Source organism: Achromobacter sp. F4_2707 (genome assembly GCF_047501535.1).
GTDB lineage: Bacteria > Pseudomonadota > Gammaproteobacteria > Burkholderiales > Burkholderiaceae_B > Yanghanlia.
Map to the genome: position 1 here is coordinate 162,667 of NZ_JAZDRJ010000006.1, position 20,262 is coordinate 182,928.

Here is a 20,262-nt window from a genome sequence, read left to right on the forward strand (position 1 = left end):
GCACACTATGCCTTATGCCAAGATAATCGGTTCGGGTGGCTATTTGCCGCCTCGCGTGGTCTCTAATGACGAGTTGGCGGCCGAACTGGCGACCAGGCAGATCGAAACCTCCGATGCCTGGATCACTGAGCGCACAGGTATTCGCCAGCGCCATATTGCCGATCCCGGTGTTACCAGCAGCCAGCTTGCCGTCAAGGCGGCGCAGCACGCGCTTGCAGATGCCGGCGTCAGCGCCGAAGAGCTCGATCTCATTATCGTCGCCACCTCCACACCCGACTTCATCTTCCCCAGCACTGCGTGTCTGGTGCAGGCTGAGCTGGGCAACAAAGGCGCTGCCGCGTTTGACGTGCAGGCGGTGTGCAGCGGCTTTGTCTACGCACTCACAACTGCCGACTCCTTTATTCGTTCCGGTCGGGCCAAGCATGCGCTGGTGATTGGCGCTGAAGTGTTTTCCAGCATCCTCGATTGGAATGACCGGGGCACTTGCGTACTGTTCGGCGACGGCGCCGGGGCGGTGGTGCTCAAGGCTTCTGAAGAGCCTGGCATTCTCGAAGCGGAACTCAATGCCGACGGCAGCCTGGCGAATATCTTGCATGTGGCAGGTAACGTCGTGGACGGCAAGGTCACGGGTGACCCCTTCCTGCGCATGGACGGGCAGGCGGTTTTCAAACAGGCCGTAACAGCTTTGGCGGCTTCGGCGCAAAGCGTGTGCGACAAGGCCGGGGTCAGCTTGGAAGAAATCGACTGGATGGTCCCTCACCAAGCGAATGTCCGCATTATTAATTTTCTGGGCCGTAAGCTGAAACTGTCGGACGACAAAGTCGTCATTACCGTTGACCAGCATGCCAACACCTCCGCTGCCAGCGTGCCGCTTGCCTTTGACGCCGCGCGACGCGATGGGCGCATCAAGCAGGGCGACCTGGTGCTGATGCAGGGGGTGGGCGGCGGCTTCACTTGGGGCTCGGTGCTGGCTCGCATGTAGCCCGCCACAGCAATTGTGCCGCATGCGGCTTATGTTCCAAAGCATTCAAGAATAAACCATGAAAATTGCATTCGTGTTTCCCGGGCAGGGTTCCCAGTCGGTCGGCATGCTTGACGCATGGGCGGAAAACAGCGCCGTACGCGATACGCTGCAGCAGGCATCCCAGGCGCTGGGCCAAGACCTGGCCGCTTTGATTGCGCAAGGGCCTGTTGAAGACCTTAACCTCACTACAAATACCCAACCCGTCATGCTGGCTTCTGCCGTAGCCATGTATGCCGCCTGGCGTGATGCAGGTGGCCCTGTGCCGGCTGTTATGGCGGGTCATAGCTTGGGCGAATACTCGGCGCTGACGGCTGCCAGCGTGCTCAACCTCGAAGACGCCGTGCGAATCGTGCGCGTGCGCGCCGATGCCATGCAGGCTGCCGTGCCGGTAGGCACTGGCGCCATGGCTGCCGTATTGGGCCTGTCTGACGACGACGTTCGCGATGTGTGCGCTCAAGCGGCGGAATCCGAGGTTGTGGAAGCCGTTAACTTCAATGCGCCTGCTCAGGTGGTTATCGCCGGGCATAAGGCGGCAGTCGAGCGGGCCTGTGAACTGGCTAAGGCCAAAGGCGCTAAACGCGCTTTGCTGCTTCCAGTATCGGCGCCATTCCACTCCAGCCTGCTCAAGCCGGCAGCTGAAGTGCTGCAAGGTGCGCTCAGCGGCATCACGCTTAATGCTCCGGCTGTGCCTGTCATTAATAACGTGGACGTGGCATCGCAAAGCGATGCGGCGGCCATTCGCGACGCTCTGGTGCGCCAGGCGTGGCACCCCGTTCGCTGGGTAGAGACCATCCAGGCTATGAAGGCCCAGGGTGTGACTCATGTCATCGAATGTGGCCCTGGTAAAGTGCTTAACGGCCTGACCAAACGCATCGACAAGGATCTTGTCGGTCTTGCCATTACCGATCCTGCGTCCATGCAGGCGGCTCTCGATCTTGTTCAAGGGTGAATTTCATGCAAGAAAAAGAATTGCAGGGAAAGCTTGCGCTGGTGACTGGCGCGACGCGCGGTATCGGCAAGGCGATTGCGCACGAATTGGCGGTGCGCGGCGCGGTTGTGGTGGGTACAGCCACCTCTGAAAGCGGCGCAGCTACGATACAGGAACAATTGGATCCCATGGGTGGCCGAGGCGTTGTCCTGAACGTCAATGATGCCGCTGCGTGTGAAGCGCTGGTGGCAGAGTTGAGCAAAGAAGATGGCGGCCCGCATATTCTGGTGAACAACGCCGGCATCACGCGCGACAACCTCGCCATGCGTCTGAAAGACGAAGACTGGGAAACCGTTCTCGAAACCAATCTTTCCGCCGTTTTCAGGCTGTCTCGCGCTGTCATCAGGCCTATGATGAAAGCGCGTTGGGGGCGTATCATTAACATTACTTCGGTGATCGGCTCCAGCGGTAATCCGGGGCAGTCGAACTACGCAGCAGCCAAAGCAGGCGTGGCGGGCATGAGCCGTTCGCTGGCGCGCGAGCTCGGCAGCCGGGGTATTACTGTCAACTGCGTGGCGCCCGGTTTCATTGAAACCGACATGACTCGCGCACTCGACGAAAATCAGACTTCCGCTATTTTGTCGCAGATTCCTCTGGGCAGAATGGGCGCGCCGGCGGATATCGCGAATGCGGTGGCCTTTTTGGCCGGTCCACAGGCAGCTTACGTCACCGGCACGACTTTGCACGTGAACGGCGGCATGTATATGTAATCAGTGGTTGGAGTGGGTTAGAATCGCTTCCAACTGTTTTTTGTCACAGCCAGCACCCATTGATTAGAGTTGTTTGGCTATAATTCGCGGGAATTTTCCCAACTTGGAGATCTGCATGGAAAGCATCGAACAGCGCGTCAAGAAGATCGTCGCTGAACAACTTGGCGTCAACGAAGCCGAGATCAAGAACGAGTCTTCTTTTCTTGACGACCTCGGTGCCGATTCGCTCGACATGGTCGAGCTCGTGATGGCACTCGAAGATGAGTTTGAAACCGAGATTCCTGACGAGGAAGCCGAGAAGATCACGACGGTTCAACAGGCTGTCGATTACATCAACTCGCACAGCAAGCAGTAATCATTTTCCAGGGTAGCGCACGCTTGCTGTGCGCGGCGCTAACTCAAGGCGGTTTCCAAGAGGCAGTCCCCATAGCCCACCCCTTATCGGGTCGGCAACCTGGTAAGTCTGCCGCTTCGAACCGCTTTTTTATTTAGGAGTCATCCGTGAAACGACGTGTCGTCATAACCGGTCTAGGTATTGTTTCGCCGGTCGGCAACGATATAGACACCGCGTGGGACAATCTCGTCAATGGGCGCTCCGGGATCGGCCGCATTACGCGTTTCGACCCATCGCCGTTCAACGCCCAGATCGCGGGTGAGGTCAAGGATTTCGACGTTACGCAATACATCTCGGCTAAAGAAGCCAAGACGATGGATACTTTCATCCATTACGGTATTGCCGCAGGCGTGCAGGCCTGGCGCGATTCGGGTCTGGAGATCAACGAGTCCAACGCCGATCGCATCGGTTCCATCATCGGGTCGGGTATTGGTGGCCTGCCACGCATCGAAGAACAACAGGTTGAATACATGCAGCGCGGCGCGCGGCGTATTTCTCCCTTTTTCGTGCCTGCCTCGCTCATCAACATGGTATCGGGCCAGTTGTCCATCATGCTGGGCCTGAAAGGTCCTACATACGCCGTAGTATCCGCCTGCACAACCGGTCTGCATTCCATCGGCGATGCCGCCCGTCTGATCGAATACGGCGATGCCGACGTCATGATCGCCGGCGGTACGGAATCCACCGTCTCACCGCTGGGCATTGGTGGCTTTGCCGCCATGCGCGCTCTGTCCACGCGCAATGATGATCCCACCACGGCTTCACGGCCTTGGGACACGGATCGCGATGGTTTCGTGCTGGGTGAAGGCGCCGGCGTGCTGGTGCTCGAAGAATACGAACATGCCCGTAAGCGTGGCGCACGCATTTATGGTGAGTTTGCCGGTTACGGCATGAGTTCCGATGCTCACCACATCACTTCTCCCGATAGCGACGGCCCGCGCCGCGGCATGCTGAATGCCTTGCGCAATGCCGGCGTAGCTGGGGATGAAGTCGATTACGTGAACGCGCACGGCACTTCCACTCCGTTGGGCGATCGTAACGAAACTGTGGCGCTTAAGCTGGCTTTGGGAGACCACGCCCACAAGCTGGTGGTGAATTCCACTAAATCCATGACGGGCCATCTCTTGGGCGCGGCAGGAGGCATTGAGGCGGTGTTCACCACATTGGCGGTGCATAAGCAGGTATCGCCTCCCACCATCAATATCTTCAATCAAGACCCTGAATGCGACCTCGATTACTGCGCGAATACTGCGCGTGATCTGAAGATTGATGTGGCCTTGTCGAACTCGTTCGGCTTTGGCGGCACCAACGGTTCCATGGTCGTGCGTAAGGTCTGACCGGTACGCCGGGGTGAGCGAGACAGCCACCTGGTCTACGCAAGCGACGCCTTTGGCCAGCGTTGCGGGGGCCGTGGTGCTCACCCTTGGAGCATTCAGCATAGTATTCGCGGCGCTCACCCTTGCCTTGGGCGGTGCGCCGTGGAGCTTTTCCGCTTATGCCTGTTTGGCGCTCACTGCGGTGTGGGTCGCCTTGCGGCTGCACCGCGCGTATCACCACAAGGCTTATAACCTGTCCCGCTGTCCCGGCGGCACAGGTTTTTTTGTTCAAGGCGTAGCCGAACGCCTGGAGCTTGCCTACGTGTGGCAGGGGCCGGGCTGGGTTACTCTGGGCTTACGCTACCAGGCGCCACCACACAGAGTTTTGCGTCTGGTTATCTGGAAATCTGCTATTCCAGCCCCATTATGGAGTGAGCTCGCCTTGTGCATCGAGGCAGGTCCGCTTCAGGAGAACAGCCATCAGAATAAGGAAAACCCATGAACCAGCGTGATGTTGACGCCGCGCTCGTGGCTCGAGTGCAGCGTGGCGATAAACGCGCATTCGACCTGCTTGTGCTGAAGTATCAGCGCAAGATCATGAGGCTGCTGTCGCGGATGATTCGTGACCCGGGCGACATCGAGGATGTCACTCAAGAGGCTTTCATCAAGGCCTACCGGGCATTGCCGCAATTTCGTGGCGACAGCGCGTTTTATACCTGGCTGTATCGCATCGCCATCAATACAGCGCGCAACTGGCAAGCAGCAAATAACAGGCGCCCGGTCACTTCATCCATCATTGAAACAGGTGAGGGTGAAACTTTTGACGAAATTGACAACCTAACAGATATCAGCACACCAGAATCGGTGCTGGCCAGCCGCCAGATCGCCGAAACGGTCAATGCTGCCATGCAGTCGCTTCCCGAGGATCTCCGCACAGCCATCCTCTTGCGTGAAATCGAAGGCATGAGTTACGAGGACATCGCTGAAAGCATGGGGTGTCCGATCGGAACAGTACGTTCAAGAATTTTCAGGGCTCGCGAAGCCATTGCTTCGCAGTTGAAACCGGTATTGGGGGACGATCACGACCCTGATCGTCGTTGGTAAGGAGTTATGCGAGATGCAAGCTAAACAGCAGGAACCTCAAGCTTCCCTCGAGGCGTCCATTTCTGCCTGGATCGACGCAGAGGCCGATATCAGGCCGGAAGACCTCGACACTCCGTATGGGCGCCGAGTCTGGGACACCTATCACATGATTGGCGATGTGTTGCGCAGCGAGGAACTGGCCATTAAGCCCAGCGATTTTCTCTACGCCCGCATCAGTCGCGCCATAGACGAAGAGCCCCCCATCGTTGCGCCTCACACGCAGCCGCTGCGCCGCTACATGCGTGCAGGGCTGTCCAGCATGGCCGTGGCTGCTGCGGTAGCCGCTGTAGCATGGGTGGCGCTGCCGTATTTCACCGCTAGCGGCCCGGCAGTACCCGAAACGCCGGTGCTGGCGGCATCCGAGCCTGAAGCGCTGGTTGACTACGTCGCAGCGCATCGTGATATCACCGGTATTGGTTCCGTCCGGCAAGTGTCTTATGGCTCTGGAGGCGAACGATGAGTCGTGCAATGCGCGCACTGCCTCGGGCGGTAGGTCTGCCAGGCTCCGGGGCGACGTTCAGGCTTCTGGCTTGGTTAGCTCTGGCTGCAGCAGTGGGCATGTCAGGCGGGCAGGTAGTCAATGCGGCGGAAACACAAGAATCTCCGGGCTTAGCGCTTCTGCAGAAAATGCAGCAGGCTGCGCGCAGCCTGGATTACGCCGGGGTGTATACCTATCAGCAAGGTAATGTTGTGCTGTCCACCCGCATTGTGCATGTGGTCGACGGCACGGGGGAACGCGAACGCGTGTCCCTGCTCGATGGCCAGCCGCGCGAATATATCCGGCACAATGAAACCACTCAATGCCTGTTGCCCGATAGCAAAGTCGTGCTGGTGGAGCAACGTGAATCCGAACGTTTTCCTGCCGTGCTGCTTGACGAAGGGGAACGCTTGCCGGGGCACTACGATTTTCAGGTCGGTGAAGAACCTGAACGTGTGGCGGGCCGGGTCTGCCAAGTCCTCAAGCTGAAACCGCGTGATTCGCAGCGCTACGGCTACCGCTTTTGCGCCGATAAAGAAACCGGCCTGCCGCTGCGAGTCCAGACGGTCGGCTCTGAAGGGGTGCTGATCCAGATCGTTTTCAATACCTTGGAAGTGGGTGCTGATGTCACCTCCGAAGCGCTCAGCCCGGCATGGAACATTAAGGACTGGGAAGTTGTCGAAGTACCAGTGAAAGAAGTGGATCTTGCCTCTGAAGGCTGGCGAATTCCGCTGCCGCCAGGCTATCAGCCGCTGACGCAAGTGGAACGAAAGCTGCAGCGGGGGCGTCATTTCAAACAGCTGGTCGCTTCTGATGGCTTGTCCAGTATTTCTGTTTTTATCGAGGCGTACGCCGAGAAAGGCAGTCCGTCTCATGAATTCGGCCTATTGCGCAAAGGCGCACTGAATGTTTATCGCAAACGTATCGGTGATCACTGGCTCACTGTGTTGGGCGAAGTTCCTGCTGATACGGTGCGAGAACTCGCACAGCGCACTGAATACGTGCCGCTGGGCGTACCTTGAGTACAAGATTTCTCAACAGACTTGTTCTTCATTAATTTCTGACTGGAGACTTAGATGCAATTTAACCAGCTAGGCAGTCACCGTTTTGCGCGGATGATGGCCGGGGTGACAACAGCGGCTGTGCTGGCCTTCGCCCCCATCGGCGGGGCGGCACTCGCGCAGTCGGGCACCTCGCTTGAGCGCAGCATGCCCGATTTCACCCAGGTGGTGGAACAAACCGAAGCGTCGGTGGTGAATATCCGTACCACTGAAACCGTGCGCGTGCGTAACCGCATGGGCCCCAGCGGCAATGACCCTTACGAAATGTTCCGGTGGTTCTTCGGCCCTGATTTCATGCCCAATCTGCCGGGTCATCCGCGCAGCGAGCGTGATAGCCAGCCCGCTGAGCAGGAACGCACTGTGCCGCGTGGTGTGGGTTCAGGCTTCATCATTAGTGCAGACGGCTTTATTCTTACCAATAACCACGTTATTTCAGGGTCCAGCGATATTTTCGTCACCCTGACCGATGGCAAAGAGCACCGCGCCAAAGTGGTCGGAACCGATGCCCGCACTGATCTGGCCTTGCTCAAAATCGACGCCAAGGGGCTGAAGCCCCTGCCCATTGGTGAGTCCAGTTCACTGCGCAAAGGGCAGTGGGTGTTGGCTATCGGCTCTCCTTTTGGCCTGGAGTCCACAGTGACTGCGGGTATTGTCAGCGCGCTGAATCGTGAAACCGGCGACTATTTGCCCTTTATTCAGACCGATGTGGCAGTCAACCCCGGTAACTCCGGCGGCCCGCTGATCGATCTTTCCGGCCGTGTGGTTGGCGTGAATTCCCAGATCGTATCCCGCAGCGGTGGCTTCATGGGTATTTCACTGGCCATCCCCATTGACGAAGCCATGCGTGTGGTCGAGCAGCTGAAGGATCACGGCAAGGTGACGCGTGGTCGCATTGGTGTACAGATCGGCACGGTTTCCGAAGAGGTTGCCAAAGCGATCGGGCTGCCCAAGGCCATGGGCGCCATGGTGAGCAATGTCGAGCGGGGCGGCCCGGCCGATAAGGCGGGTGTGCGTTCCGGCGACGTCATCACGCGTTTCGATGGCCGCGACATTAACCACATGTCCGACCTTCCACGCTTGGTGGGCGATACCAAGCCGGGTACGCGTGCTTCCATGGAGTTATGGCGCAAAGGTAAAACGGTTACGGTTAAAGTGATGGTGGGTGAAATGCCCAGCACCGATGAAGACCAAGCCCGCCCCAGCGACAAGCAGGAAGCTGTTCCCGCCGACGCCCTGGGCCTGACGGTGGGTGAGGTATCGGCTGCGGCGCGCGCTCAGTATCAGTTTGAAGGCGGTGTGGAAGTAACCGAGGTGGAAGGCCCGGCTGCGGAAGCAGGCTTGTCCCGAGGCGATATCGTGCTCACCATTAACGACACCGATATCTCCAGCCCGGCGCAATACGCGTCTGTCGTAAGCAAGCTGGATAAATCCCGCCCGGCTGCCGTGCTGGTCATGCGGGGCGATCAGTCCCAGTGGGTTACCATAACTCCACGTAAATAAACGGTTAAAATGCTAAGCGGCTAAAATGCCGTGTTGCGAAGGGGGGCGCCCTGGGCGACCTCCCTTTTTTTTCGCAGAAAGCGCTTGTTCTGGCTTTCTGCTTCATCCGGTTCGCACGTGATGTGCGGGCCCCACGTTCCCGGGTATATGGATCACATCCGTAATTTTTCCATCATTGCTCATATCGACCATGGCAAGTCCACCCTGGCTGACCGCCTGATTCAACGCTGCGGCGGCTTGGAAGACCGTGAAATGTCTTCTCAGGTGCTGGATTCCATGGATATCGAAAAGGAACGCGGCATTACGATCAAGGCCCAGACTGCGTCGCTCAGCTACAAAGCGCGCGATGGCAAGATCTACGCGCTCAACCTTATCGATACGCCCGGCCACGTCGATTTCTCTTATGAAGTGAGCCGTTCGCTTTCCGCCTGTGAAGGCGCTTTGCTGGTTGTTGACGCCTCGCAGGGCGTGGAAGCCCAGACGGTTGCCAACTGTTATACCGCCATCGACCTTGGCGTTGAAGTGATTCCCGTCCTTAACAAAATGGACTTGCCTTCCGCCGACCCCGATGCTGCCGCGCAGGAAATCGAGGATGTCATTGGCATCGACGCCACTGACGCCATTCGTGCCAGCGCCAAAACCGGTGAGGGCATCGACGATATTCTCGAAAGTATCATCGCCAACGTGCCGGCTCCCGAAGGTGACCCTGAAGCGCCTTTGCAGGCGTTGATCATCGACTCCTGGTTCGATAACTATGTAGGCGTGGTGATGCTGGTGCGCATCGTCAACGGTGTGCTGCGTCCTAAGGACAAAATCCAGCTCATGGCAACGGGTGCCACTCACTTGTGCGAACACATCGGCGTGTTTACGCCCAAATCGGTACCGCGCGAAGCCTTGTCGGCAGGCGAGGTCGGTTTCGTTATCGCCGGCATCAAAGAATTGGAAGACGCCAAGGTGGGCGACACCATCACACTGGCGGGGCGCAAGGCCGAAAAAGCACTGCCTGGCTTCAAAGAAGTGAAGCCGCAGGTGTTTGCCGGGGTGTATCCGGTAGAAAGCAGCGAATACGACCAACTGCGCGATGCGCTGGAAAAGCTCAAGCTTAACGATGCTTCGCTCATGTTCGAGCCGGAAGTCTCGCAAGCACTGGGCTTTGGGTTCCGCTGCGGTTTCTTGGGGCTGCTGCACATGGAAATTGTGCAGGAGCGGCTTGAGCGCGAATTCGACATGGACATCATCACCACGGCGCCGTCTGTGGTCTATGAAGTCCTGACCAGCGATAACAGGACTCTGTACGTGGAAAGCCCGTCGCAGATGCCGGAAGTGGCGGCCACGGAAGAAATCCGCGAGCCCATTGTCAGGGTGTCGATGCTGATGCCGCAGGATTACGTCGGCCCGGTGATGTCGCTGTGTAATGCCAAGCGGGGCATACAGGTCAATATGACCTACCACGGTCGGCAGGTGCAGTTGGTTTTCGAGATGCCGCTGGCGGAAATCGTGCTCGATTTCTTTGACAGGCTGAAATCCGTGTCGCGGGGCTATGCCTCCATGGATTACGAGTTCCTCGAATACCGCACAGCGGATGTCGTGAAGGTCGACCTTCTTATCAATGGCGATCGCGTCGATGCCTTGTCAATGATTGTGCACCGTTCCAACGCCCGCTACCGGGGCCGTGAAGTCGTATCGCGCATGCGCGGGCTGATACCGCGGCAGATGTTCGATATTGCCATCCAGGCGGCAATTGGAGCAGAAATCATCGCTCGCGAAAACGTCAAGGCCCTGCGCAAAAACGTATTGGCGAAATGCTACGGTGGCGACATCAGCCGCAAAAAGAAATTGCTGGAAAAGCAAAAAGCCGGCAAGAAGCGCATGAAGCAGGTCGGCAACGTCGAGATCCCTCAGGAAGCATTTCTTGCTATCTTGCAGGTTGAAGATAAATAACGTCGCTGAGGTCATACCTGTATGAGCTGGGATTTTGCCCTGATTCTCTTCATCTTGCTGGTCGTCACCGGCATTGTCTGGTGCCTGGATATTGTCTGGCTTAAAGATCAGCGCCGCACTGCGGCGGTGGCGGCCATGGGGGCGATTGAGCCTTCCGTCGCAGGGTTGGACAAAGCAGAAGCCGCCAGGCTGCGTCAGGAGGCCTATGACAAGGCGAACCGCGCGCCCTGGTGGGTGGAATACTGCGCCAGCTTTTTTCCGGTCATCGTGGTGGTGTTTCTGCTGCGCTCGTTCCTGTTTGAGCCGTTTCGCATTCCATCCGGCTCTATGTTGCCGACTTTACAAAACGGCGACCTCATTCTTGTGAACAAGTACGAGTACGGCATCAGGTTGCCCATCATCGACCGCAAGGTGGTGGAACTGGGTAATCCTGAGCGCGGCGATGTAGTGGTGTTCCGCTACCCGGTCGAACCCTCCATTGACTACATCAAGCGCGTGGTGGGCGTGCCGGGCGATGTGGTGGAATACCGCGACAAAACGCTTACCATCAACGGCCGGCAGGTTAAAGCTGAACGTTCGGGCGATTATTACGAGCCCGACCGCTCTTCGTATGTGGGGCGCTATACGGAAAATCTCGGCGGCACCAACCACGAAATTCTTCTGAACCGACAACAGCGCCAAGCCTATATGCCTATCTCCAATTTTCCACATCGTGAGAATTGCGAGTATTCCAACGGTGCGGTGCGCTGTACGGTGCCAGATGGGCATTACTTTATGATGGGCGATAACCGCGACAACAGCCTGGACAGCCGTTATTGGGGCTTTGTGCCTGACGACCATATCGTTGGCCGCGCCTTTCTGATCTGGATGAACTTCAGCGAGCCGAGCCGCGTCGGCAGGGTGCACTGATGGCAGCGCAGCTCTCCCGACTAGAAGCGGTGCTGGGGTATCGCTTCACTAACCGGAATCTGTTGGTCCAGGCCTTGACCCACCGCAGCCATGGAGCCGCCCATAATGAGCGGCTGGAATTCCTTGGCGATTCGGTATTGAATTTCGTCGTCGCCTCTTTGTTATACGATCTTTTTCCAAGCACCGATGAAGGCGACCTCTCCCGTATGCGGGCCAGCTTGGTGCGACAGGCGACACTTGCCGATATCGCCACCCACCTTTTGCTGTCCGACTATCTCAAGCTGGGTGAGGGTGAGTTGAAGAGCGGCGGGTTTCGGCGGCCTTCCATCCTGTCAGACGCTTTGGAGGCGGTCTTTGGGGCAGTCTACATGGATGGGGGCTTTGAGGCGGCGCGCCGTGTAATTGCTGCACAGTACGAAACCCTGTTGGCGAATGTTGACCCTGTCAATCAAGGCAAGGATGCCAAGACCTTGTTGCAAGAGCGCCTGCAAGCCATGCGTTTCGATCTCCCGATTTATACGGTGATTGCCACGCATGGCGCTGCGCACAACCAGCTGTTTGAAGTGGCATGTGATGTGCCACGCCTTGATCTGCGTGTGCAGGCGTCCGGTTCCAGTCGCCGGGCAGCGGAACAGGCCGCCGCACAGCTTGCCCTAGAGCAACTCGCTACCAACGAAAACCTGAAAGGCGAGCCGCGTCGCCGTAAACGCCGCGCCCAGCTAAGTCTGCCCGTGGCTTTGTCCCAGGAACATAAATGACTACACCTTTTCGCTGCGGGTTTGTGGCCATCGTAGGGCGGCCCAATGTGGGGAAGTCCACCTTGGCCAACGCCCTGATCGGCGCCAAACTGTCTATCGTTTCGCGCAAGGCGCAAACCACCCGTCATCGCATTAACGGCGTGCTCACCCGTGAAAACGAACAGTTCGTTTTCGTGGACACGCCCGGTTTTCAGACTAAGCATGGCGGCGCTATGAACCGCATGATGAACCGGGTCGTCACTCAGGCGTTGTCTGAAGTTGATGTTGTGGTCCATGTGGTCGAGGCCGGTAAATGGTCGGCTGCCGATGCACAGCTTCTGTCCATGCTGCCCAAGGATGGTAAAACCATTCTGGTGTTGAGCAAGGTCGATCGCCTTAAGAGCAAGAACGACCTTTTCCCTTTTGCCGAAAAACTGCTTAAGGAATTTCCTTACGCCGCAGTTGTGCCGGTTAGTGCAGTCAAAGATATCCAACTGGATCAGCTATTGGCTGAGATCGCTGCCCGGCTGCCTGAGGGCGAGCCCATGTTCGAGGCCGACGCCCTGACAGACCGCCCCATGCGTTTCATCGTTGCCGAGCTCATCCGCGAGAAAATCTTCCGTTTGGTGGGCGACGAGCTGCCTTATGGTTGCACGGTCGTGATAGAGCAGTGGGAGGAAAACGACTCGGGTGCGCGCATTGCCGCCTGCGTGGTGGTCGAGCGCGAAAGCCACAGGCCGATTCTTCTAGGCGCGGGTGGCAATCATATGAAACGCATCGCCACCGAAGCTCGCCAGGACATCGTTAAACTGCTTGATAAGCCGGTGTTCCTGGACGTTTACATCAAGGTGCGCAAGGGCTGGTCTGAGCGCGACAGCGCATTGCGCGACTTGGGGTATGAGTAGCCGCGCGCAGCGTGTGCGCGATGTCAAAGCCTATATGCTGCATGCATCGGCCTGGCGCGAAACCTCTCTGATTGTGCAGATCTTCAGCCGCGAACACGGCAATGTGGCGATGGTGGCCAAAGGCGCTAAGCGGCCTTATTCAGCGTTACGCCCCGTGCTGGCGGCTTTCCAGCCGCTGATTGTTTCCTGGACGGGGACCGGCGAAGTCAAGACTCTGACTCGTGCTGATCTGACCGGTATCCGCCCCCTGGCGGGCCGTTCGTTGATGTCCGCCTGGTACATGAACGAACTGCTGCTTCGACTGCTGCCGCGCGAAGACCCGCATCCCGTGCTTTACGATGCCTATGACGCTGCCTTGCAGGCGTTAGAGCAGGGCGCCCAGGCGGCCAGCGCCTTACGAAGCTTTGAATGGACATTGCTCGAGGAAACGGGTTATGGCTTCGAGGGCGAGCCCCCGCAGTTCGATGACCCCATAGAAGAAAAACGCATGCGAGCCGTGCTGAGAGAGCGGTTGGACGAATTGCTTGGGCGGCCTTTGCGTACACGCCAGGTCATGCTGGATTTACGGCGTTACTCATGAGCACGATGCTTCACGCACAGGTGGATCTGGCCTTCATTTTTGGTGACCAAGCACAGAGCGACGCCGTTAGCGACAGGTTCAGCGGTACCGCGCCCCTCCCAATGCAGGCTGCAGGCGCGGCGGTTCAGTCTTTGCCAGATATTCTGGTGCTTGATACCTGTGTGTTGCTTTCCAATGTATTGCGCCGAATCTTGCTGAGGCTGGCCGCGCAGGGCTGCTTTATTCCAGTTTGGAGTACTCGCATCGGCGAAGAATGGTGCCGCAATGCAGCCCGTATATGGGGTGTGCCAGCTGAAGATGTTGCCGCCCAATGGGCAGCCTTGCAGCAGGCGTTCCCGCACGCGGACCAAGGCGATGTGAGCACTTATGAAAATGGCCTGCACCGTAGCGACCCAAAAGATTGGCATGTCATTGCGGCAGGGCGCAGTGCCAAAGCGCGGCATCCGGGTCTGAGGGCCGGCATCGCCACGCGTAACACTAAGGATTTCAACCGTACTGAATTGCGTGGCTATGGTCTGGCACTATTCGAGCCCGACGATTTGCTGGTGCGCATGCGGGCTGCCTTTCCTGAAAAAATGCAGGCGCTCGTGCCGGAAATTCCGCTTTACGCGGCTGCTCCCGGGCTCGAGCCTGCCGATGGTCTTGAAACCATACTCAAGCGTGAGCGCTTGTTCCGCCTGAATCGACTCTGTAGGAGTGCGTGTTGAAACAAGGGGTTTTCCTCTCGGTATTTTCCTCTTTTTTGTTTGCTGCTCTGTACTTCTATGCCACGTTGTTGCACCCCCTTACGGGGCTGAGCATCTTTGCATGGCGTGTCGTCTTGGCAGTGCCTGTGCTGGCCTTGTTACTTTCACGCGCCCGTAGCTGGAAGACCGTACATGAAATCCACCAGCGTCTGCGTAAGGAGTGGAAGCTTTGGGTCTTGATGCTTGTCAGCGGAGCCTTGCTGGGGGTGCAGCTGTTTCTGTTTATGTGGGCGCCGCTGCACGGTTATGGGCTAGATGTCGCCATGGGCTATTTTTTATTGCCCTTGACTATGGTGGTGGCGGGCAGGGTGTTTTACGGTGAGCGGCTCAGTCGCTTTCAGCGCGCTGCCGTTTTCATGGCGGTTATCGGTGTGAGTCACGAACTGCTGCGGGTAGGGGCGTTTTCATGGGCCACTGCAGTCGTGATGTTCGGCTACCCGCCATACTTCATGCTGCGCCGTTACCTGCGCATGAATGCGCTGGCAGGCCTGTGGTTCGACATGTTGCTGCTCACCCCTGTCGCCCTATGGCTGCTGTTTAAACAAGATGTCAGCGTCCTGGAACAGTTCCTGGGGCGGCCATCGCTATGGGCGCTGGTGCCCTTGCTGGGGGTTATCAGTTCAACGGCCTTGGTCTGTTACCTAGCCGCCAGCCGCCGCCTGCCCCTCAGCCTGTTCGGCATCCTGGGCTATGTAGAGCCGGTATTGCTGTTCTGGGTCGCTTTCCTGTTGCTGGGCGAACCCGTCACCCTTGCCTCCCTGGGTACCTACATCCCCATCTGGCTGGCCGTTCTAATCATGGCCGTAGAAGGCGTAATTGCCTGGCGCAAAAAGGGGTCTGTCCCGGTTTAAGGTTTGTGTAAGCTTACAGCTAGCTTAAACCGGGACAGACCTCATTATTATTTAATCGCGGTCGCCGCCGAAGATGCCTAGGAGCATCAGCAGGTTAGAGAAGATGTTGTAGAGGTCGAGGTAGACGGCCAGGGTGGCGGAGACGTAGTTGGTTTCGCCGCCGTTAATGATGCGTTGCAGGTCGACCAGCAGCAGGGCGGAGAAGATGCCGATGGCCATGACCGATACGGTCAGCATCAGGGCGGGCAGTTGCAAGAAGATGTTGGCCAGCGATGCGACGATGAGGATTACCACGCCGATGAACAGGAACTTCTGCATGCCTGAAAAATCGCGCTTGGTGGTGCTGGCGACTGATGCCATGGCGCCGAAGACTGCGGCGGTGCCACCGAAGGCCAGCATGATGAGTTGAGCACCGTTGCCCATTCCCAGCACAAAGCCCAATAGGCGGGACAGCATCAGGCCCATGAAGAATGTAAAGGCCAGCAGCAGGGCGACGCCCAGCGAGCTGTTCTTGTTGCGCTCAATGGCAAACATCAGGCCGAAGGCGCCTGCGAGAAACAGGATGGCTGTCATGCCTGGGCTGGCGCCCATGATTTGGTTGAAGCCAGTGCTCAGGCCGACCATGGCGCCCAGCACGGTGGGAATCATGGACAGCGCCAGCAGCCAGTAGGTGTTGCGCAGCACTTTGTTGCGTGCTGCCGGGGAAATCGAGCCGCTGTAGCTCGCTTCGCGGCTTAGGGGTTGGCGGAAATCGTTCATGTGTTCAACCTTTGTTGGAATTTAAATGCACGTCGGCGCAAAAAGCACGTCAGCGCACCCTATATAGATAGATACGAGCTTAACTTACAGGAAGCTGAAATATCAAGCGCGCTTCAGGAAAAAACGATGGGGTTTGCACTTATGAGCCAGAGATATCGAAGGCGCGCAACTCGAAACCGGTTTCCTGGTAGGCGCGCCAGCGTTGCCGCGCGGCGGCTTTGTCATCCGGGTGTCCGGAGACGATTTCCAGAATGCGCTCATAGTGCTCGCCGCCCGGCGGGCACTCGGTGTCGAGATTCAATAACCAGAAGCCTTGGCCGGCAAGGCCGGAATCGGGCTCCCGGTCTTCAAGTAGTACCGGGGTGCGTGCGGCGAGAGGGTCGCCCGACATGACATGCGGCACGAAGGCGGTGGCTTCAAACTGCCAGAGCAGGCGGTCGAACTTGGCCAGGCGCGCTTTGTTTTGGGTATACACCAGCAGGCGCCGCCCCGCCGCCACCTGCTTGCGTGTCACTTCGCAAGCCTTGAGCAGACGGTCGGCGGCGCCGAAGGCGAAATCGACCCTTGTCGCCATTATGAGCGCGACAGCAGGAAGTGGGTCAGCAGGGGAACAGGGCGACCCGTTGCGCCTTTTTCCTTGCCACTCTTCCATGCCGTACCGGCGATATCCAGGTGTGCCCAGGAGTAGGCCGAGGTGTAACGCGCTAGGAAGCAGGCGGCGGTAACAGAACCGGCCGGCATCCCGCCGATATTGGCCATGTCGGCAAAGTTGGAACGCAGTTGCTCCTGATAGGCGTCTTCCAGAGGCATGCGCCATGCTGTGTCGCCGGCATTACGGCCCGCTTCGAGCAGGTCTTCGGCCAGTTTGTCGTCCTTACTGAACAGGCCGCTATTGACATGACCCAATGCTACGACGCAAGCGCCGGTAAGGGTGGCGATGTCGATAACGGCTTCGGGCTTGAAGCGCTCCGCATAAGTTAGGGCGTCGCACAGCACCAGGCGGCCTTCAGCGTCGGTGTTGAGAATTTCAATGGTCTGGCCCGACATGCTGGTTACGACGTCGCCCGGCTTGTTGGCACGGCCGCTTGGCATGTTTTCGCACGAGGCCACCAAGCCGATCACTTCGCGGTCGAGTTCGAGTTCTGCGACGGCCCGCATGGTGCCCAGCACGCTGGCGGCGCCGCACATGTCGTATTTCATTTCGTCCATGCTAGCGGCAGGTTTGATGGAAATGCCGCCAGAGTCGAAAGTCAGGCCCTTGCCCACTAGAACCAGAGGGGCTTTATCCTTTGATTTACCGCCTTTCGGGGTGTGGCGCATCACAATGAAGACAGGGGGTTCATCAGAGCCATTGGCCACTGACAGAAACGCGCCCATTTTTTCAGCTTCGATCTTTTTGCGATCCAGGACTTCTACCTTCAGAGACTTGAATTCCTTACCAAGTTTCTTGGCCGTGTCGCCCAAATAGGTGGGGGTGCAGATATTGGGGGGCAGGTCGCCAAGTTCGCGGGCCAGGTTGACGCCGTTGCCGATGGCGGTGCCTTCTTTCAGCCCCTCTTTGACTTCGTCAGCTTTGGAGCGGCTGACCCACACAGCCAGTTTCTTAAGGCGCGGCGCGGGTTCTATGTCTTTGGTGCGTGTGGCTTCATAGCGATACTGGCTGCGCAACGCGGCGGTGGCCATGGCGCTGGCACGCGAACGCAGGCTGGTGTTCTCGCATTCGACGCCGGCCAGGGTGGAAACGCCTTCGGTCACATTCAGCGAAGCGCAGAGACCGGCGAACGTTTGTTCGGCGGCTGCGTGGGTGGCGGCTTTATAGGCTTCTTGTTTTCCCAGTCCGATTACAATGATGCGTTCCGCTTTGACTCCAGGCAGATTGCGCAGCACAAGGTGGGTGTTGGCCTTACCCTTGAATTCCGACTTCAGCACGGCGCTGATGGCGCCTTCGCTGGCGCGGTCCAGGATTTCGGCCGGTGGTGTGAGGATGCCGTCGGTGAATACGCCAACGCCCAGGGCGGCCGTACGAACTTGCTGGAGGCCAGTGGTAGTCTGTGTGCTAAATTCCATTCAAATTTCCCCAATGAAAATCAAGGGAAGTGCTGAATGCTTGAAGGCCCAGCACTTCCGTCGGATACCGACGATTATCTCGCAAATTCAGATATGTCACTATTCAAGCGTTCCGTCGTCTCCGAAATCCTGAGTCATGCAGGGGTGGTGGTGTCCACTTTGCTGGTGGTTTGGCTCAGTGTTTTGCTGGTGCGCTTGCTGGGGGAGGCCGCAGCGGGTGCCATTGGTGCGGATGTCGTGGTGGGCTTGGCGACTTTTTCCAGCATTACCGCTTTGCCGGTCATTCTTTCCGTATCGCTGTTTATTGCCGTTCTCACCACCATTACCCGGAATTTTCGTGAATCTGAAATGGTGGTGTGGTTTGCCAGCGGTCTGTCGCTGCGCGACTGGATCAAGCCGGTGCTGCGTGTGGCCGTGCCTTTTGCCCTGATTATTTCCGTGCTGACTCTGATGGCCTCGCCCTGGGCCTACCGGCAAATCAGTGAGTATCGGCAGCGTTATGAGCAGCGATCTGATCTTTCCAAAGTCTCTGCCGGGCAATTTATCGAGACGGAACGCGGTGCTCGGGTGTTTTTCACTGAAGAACCGACGCAGCCGGATCAGGAGCTGGGCAATATTATTGCCCGGGTGATCGATAAAGAATGGGTCAGCCTGATTACCGCGGAAAGCGCCATTATTCAGGAAGAGCCCAATGGCGACCGTTTTCTGGTGCTAAGCCAAGGCCATCGTTATGACATGCAGCCCGGCAAGCCGATATTCAGGCTGGTGGAATTCGAGCGTTATGGTGTGCGCCTGGAAAGTGATGCCGAAGCAAGCTCACCTGAAGCCGTGCGGGCCAGGGCAGAGCAGGGCATCAAGGCACGCCCTACCATGACACTTTTTTCTGATGACACCGATAACGCCCGGTCGCAGATCATGTGGCGGCTGGCTCTGCCATTGGCTGCCTTGAACCTGGCTTTGCTGGCCATACCGCTGGGGGCGGTGAATCCACGCCTGGGGCGCTCCGGAGACGTCCTTATCGCCGGCTTGGTGGGCTTACTCTATATGAACCTCATCAATCTTTCGCGCGGGTGGATAAGTAGCGGCAAGCTGGACTTTTCCATTGGTGTTTGGTTAGTGCATGCATTGTTTACCGGCTTGATGGCCTACATGATGTGGAGCAAGCTGCGAGTGAGAGCGCCCCGCCGCAAGCGCATGCAGTCGCGCACCAAATAAACCGTCAGGGCGGGTAGGCCAGGTGGTCGCTCGACCCTGCCAACAAGGGTCGGTTGAGTTCTGCAGCATGCTTGATGAAATCCCACAGCGCCATGACGCGGCGAGATTGCCGCAGGTCTTCGTGGCAGTACATCCAGAATTTTCGGGTGACCTGTATTTCATTTGGCAAGACCGGTGTCAGGCGGTTGTCTTGCCCTGCCATGAAGCAAGGTAAAACCGCCAGGGCGTTTCCTTGGAGGGCGGCATGATACTGCGCGATCACACTAGTGCTGCGCAAGCCGACCTTGGGCGCAGGTATCAGGTCTTCCAGATAGCGCAAGTGGTCGCTGAACACTAACTCTTCTACATAGCCAATAAAGCGGTGCTGCTGCAGGTCTTCGCGTTGCCTGATTGGCGGGTGACGCTGCAAGTAATCCGGCGTGCCATACAGCAACAGCTTGTATTCGCCCAGCAGCGTACAGAGATAGGGGCCACGCTGCGGCTGTTCCAGAGAGATGGCGATGTCGGCTTCGCGCTTGGACAAGCTGATAAAGCGCGGCACCGGAATGATGTCCAGGGTGATGTCGGGGAATCGGCGCTCAAAGTCCACCATCAGCGGCGCCAGCACATAGCTGCCGAACCCTTCGGTGGCGCCCACCCTTAAATGTCCGGTAAGTGCCGCAGCCTGGCCTGAAACCAACTCCTGGGCCGTCACGAGGGCGCTTTCTATGCGTTCAGCGTGAGGGAAGAAGCGCTGGCCGTCTTCTGTCAGGGTGTAGCCGGACGCCTTGGATTTATTGAAAAGAACGGTATTCAGCGACTGTTCCAGCAAATGAATGCGCCGCGCGACGGTGGTGTGCTGCACTCCCAGGCGTTTAGCTGCACCGCTGACACGTTGCGTGCGGGCCACCTCGAGAAAATAACGTATGCCGTCCCAGTCCATGATGTGCGTAAATGAA

22 protein-coding genes are annotated in these 20,262 nt (G+C 57.9%); 18 read left to right on the top strand and 4 right to left on the bottom strand.

From position 1 onward, the window contains the following. Positions 1 to 7: 7 nt before the first annotated feature. The 17 genes from VRY85_RS07900 (at position 8) to rarD (ending at position 15,283) form a co-directional block, all read left to right on the top strand. Positions 8 to 982, top strand: coding sequence for a beta-ketoacyl-ACP synthase III (locus VRY85_RS07900; protein WP_414598038.1), 975 nt, complete (start codon positions 8 to 10; stop codon positions 980 to 982). 58 nt (positions 983 to 1,040) lie between these two features. Further along, entirely contained in the window at positions 1,041 to 1,973 is a 933-nt protein-coding gene (fabD, locus tag VRY85_RS07905) for an ACP S-malonyltransferase (protein WP_414598039.1), read from the top strand. A 5-nt stretch (positions 1,974 to 1,978) separates the two neighbouring features. After that, positions 1,979 to 2,722, top strand: a complete 744-nt coding sequence (gene fabG, locus VRY85_RS07910) for a 3-oxoacyl-ACP reductase FabG (RefSeq protein WP_414598040.1) — start codon at positions 1,979 to 1,981, stop codon at positions 2,720 to 2,722. Positions 2,723 to 2,837: 115 nt separating this feature from the next. After that, positions 2,838 to 3,077 carry an acyl carrier protein gene (gene acpP, locus VRY85_RS07915; protein ID WP_003800961.1) on the top strand — a complete coding sequence of 80 codons (240 nt, stop codon included), beginning with the start codon at positions 2,838 to 2,840 and terminating at the stop codon, positions 3,075 to 3,077. Positions 3,078 to 3,223: 146 nt separating this feature from the next. Continuing rightward, entirely contained in the window at positions 3,224 to 4,453 is a 1,230-nt protein-coding gene (fabF, locus tag VRY85_RS07920; RefSeq protein WP_414598041.1) for a beta-ketoacyl-ACP synthase II, read from the top strand. A gap of 13 nt (positions 4,454 to 4,466) precedes the next feature. Continuing rightward, on the top strand, positions 4,467 to 4,934 hold the full coding sequence (locus VRY85_RS07925) for a hypothetical protein (RefSeq protein WP_414598042.1): 468 nt from the start codon (positions 4,467 to 4,469) through the stop codon (positions 4,932 to 4,934). Further along, the gene (rpoE, locus tag VRY85_RS07930) at positions 4,931 to 5,536 is read left to right on the top strand and encodes an RNA polymerase sigma factor RpoE (protein ID WP_414598043.1); all 606 of its coding nucleotides are present in this window, start codon (positions 4,931 to 4,933) and stop codon (positions 5,534 to 5,536) included. Before VRY85_RS07925 ends, rpoE begins: the two co-directional genes overlap by 4 nt. A 13-nt stretch (positions 5,537 to 5,549) precedes the next feature. Next, a complete protein-coding gene (locus tag VRY85_RS07935) occupies positions 5,550 to 6,035 on the top strand; it encodes a sigma-E factor negative regulatory protein (RefSeq protein WP_414598044.1) in 486 nt (161 codons plus the stop codon). Next, positions 6,032 to 7,075: a MucB/RseB C-terminal domain-containing protein gene (locus VRY85_RS07940; protein ID WP_414598045.1), complete on the top strand. Its 1,044-nt coding sequence runs from the start codon at positions 6,032 to 6,034 to the stop codon at positions 7,073 to 7,075. The genes VRY85_RS07935 and VRY85_RS07940 overlap by 4 nt, the downstream gene beginning before the upstream one ends. A gap of 54 nt (positions 7,076 to 7,129) precedes the next feature. Continuing rightward, positions 7,130 to 8,614, top strand: coding sequence for a DegQ family serine endoprotease (locus VRY85_RS07945; RefSeq protein ID WP_414598046.1), 1,485 nt, complete (start codon positions 7,130 to 7,132; stop codon positions 8,612 to 8,614). Positions 8,615 to 8,761: 147 nt separating this feature from the next. Further along, positions 8,762 to 10,555, top strand: coding sequence for a translation elongation factor 4 (lepA, locus tag VRY85_RS07950; protein WP_414598047.1), 1,794 nt, complete (start codon positions 8,762 to 8,764; stop codon positions 10,553 to 10,555). 21 nt (positions 10,556 to 10,576) lie between these two features. Next, positions 10,577 to 11,464: a signal peptidase I gene (lepB, locus tag VRY85_RS07955; protein WP_414598048.1), complete on the top strand. Its 888-nt coding sequence runs from the start codon at positions 10,577 to 10,579 to the stop codon at positions 11,462 to 11,464. Then, positions 11,464 to 12,222 carry a ribonuclease III gene (gene rnc / locus VRY85_RS07960; protein ID WP_414598049.1) on the top strand — a complete coding sequence of 253 codons (759 nt, stop codon included), beginning with the start codon at positions 11,464 to 11,466 and terminating at the stop codon, positions 12,220 to 12,222. The genes lepB and rnc overlap by 1 nt, the downstream gene beginning before the upstream one ends. Further along, complete coding sequence (gene era / locus VRY85_RS07965; RefSeq protein WP_414598050.1) at positions 12,219 to 13,106, top strand: GTPase Era; 888 nt, start codon at positions 12,219 to 12,221, stop codon at positions 13,104 to 13,106. The genes rnc and era overlap by 4 nt, the downstream gene beginning before the upstream one ends. Beyond that, positions 13,099 to 13,686 (top strand): DNA repair protein RecO, encoded by a 588-nt coding sequence (gene recO / locus VRY85_RS07970; RefSeq protein WP_414598051.1) that lies wholly within the window; start codon positions 13,099 to 13,101, stop codon positions 13,684 to 13,686. Before era ends, recO begins: the two co-directional genes overlap by 8 nt. A 101-nt stretch (positions 13,687 to 13,787) precedes the next feature. Then, positions 13,788 to 14,393, top strand: a complete 606-nt coding sequence (locus tag VRY85_RS07975; RefSeq protein ID WP_414598087.1) for a PIN domain-containing protein — start codon at positions 13,788 to 13,790, stop codon at positions 14,391 to 14,393. Further along, positions 14,390 to 15,283 carry an EamA family transporter RarD gene (gene rarD, locus VRY85_RS07980; RefSeq protein WP_414598052.1) on the top strand — a complete coding sequence of 298 codons (894 nt, stop codon included), beginning with the start codon at positions 14,390 to 14,392 and terminating at the stop codon, positions 15,281 to 15,283. Before VRY85_RS07975 ends, rarD begins: the two co-directional genes overlap by 4 nt. A gap of 51 nt (positions 15,284 to 15,334) precedes the next feature. Here the strand turns inward: rarD and VRY85_RS07985 are convergent, their stop codons facing one another. From VRY85_RS07985 to VRY85_RS07995, 3 genes are all read right to left on the bottom strand, one after another. Next, on the bottom strand, positions 15,335 to 16,042 hold the full coding sequence (locus VRY85_RS07985) for a Bax inhibitor-1/YccA family protein (protein WP_414598053.1): 708 nt from the start codon (positions 16,040 to 16,042) through the stop codon (positions 15,335 to 15,337). A gap of 139 nt (positions 16,043 to 16,181) precedes the next feature. Next, the gene (locus VRY85_RS07990) at positions 16,182 to 16,616 is read right to left on the bottom strand and encodes a DNA polymerase III subunit chi (RefSeq protein ID WP_414598054.1); all 435 of its coding nucleotides are present in this window, start codon (positions 16,614 to 16,616) and stop codon (positions 16,182 to 16,184) included. Continuing rightward, positions 16,616 to 18,109, bottom strand: coding sequence for a leucyl aminopeptidase (locus VRY85_RS07995; RefSeq protein ID WP_414598055.1), 1,494 nt, complete (start codon positions 18,107 to 18,109; stop codon positions 16,616 to 16,618). The genes VRY85_RS07990 and VRY85_RS07995 overlap by 1 nt, the downstream gene beginning before the upstream one ends. A 93-nt stretch (positions 18,110 to 18,202) precedes the next feature. Here VRY85_RS07995 and lptF point away from each other — a divergent pair, with 93 nt between their 5' ends. Continuing rightward, positions 18,203 to 19,324: an LPS export ABC transporter permease LptF gene (gene lptF, locus VRY85_RS08000; RefSeq protein WP_414598056.1), complete on the top strand. Its 1,122-nt coding sequence runs from the start codon at positions 18,203 to 18,205 to the stop codon at positions 19,322 to 19,324. A 4-nt stretch (positions 19,325 to 19,328) separates the two neighbouring features. Here the strand turns inward: lptF and VRY85_RS08005 are convergent, their stop codons facing one another. After that, positions 19,329 to 20,249: a LysR family transcriptional regulator gene (locus VRY85_RS08005; protein WP_414598088.1), complete on the bottom strand. Its 921-nt coding sequence runs from the start codon at positions 20,247 to 20,249 to the stop codon at positions 19,329 to 19,331. Positions 20,250 to 20,262 lie beyond the last annotated feature (13 nt).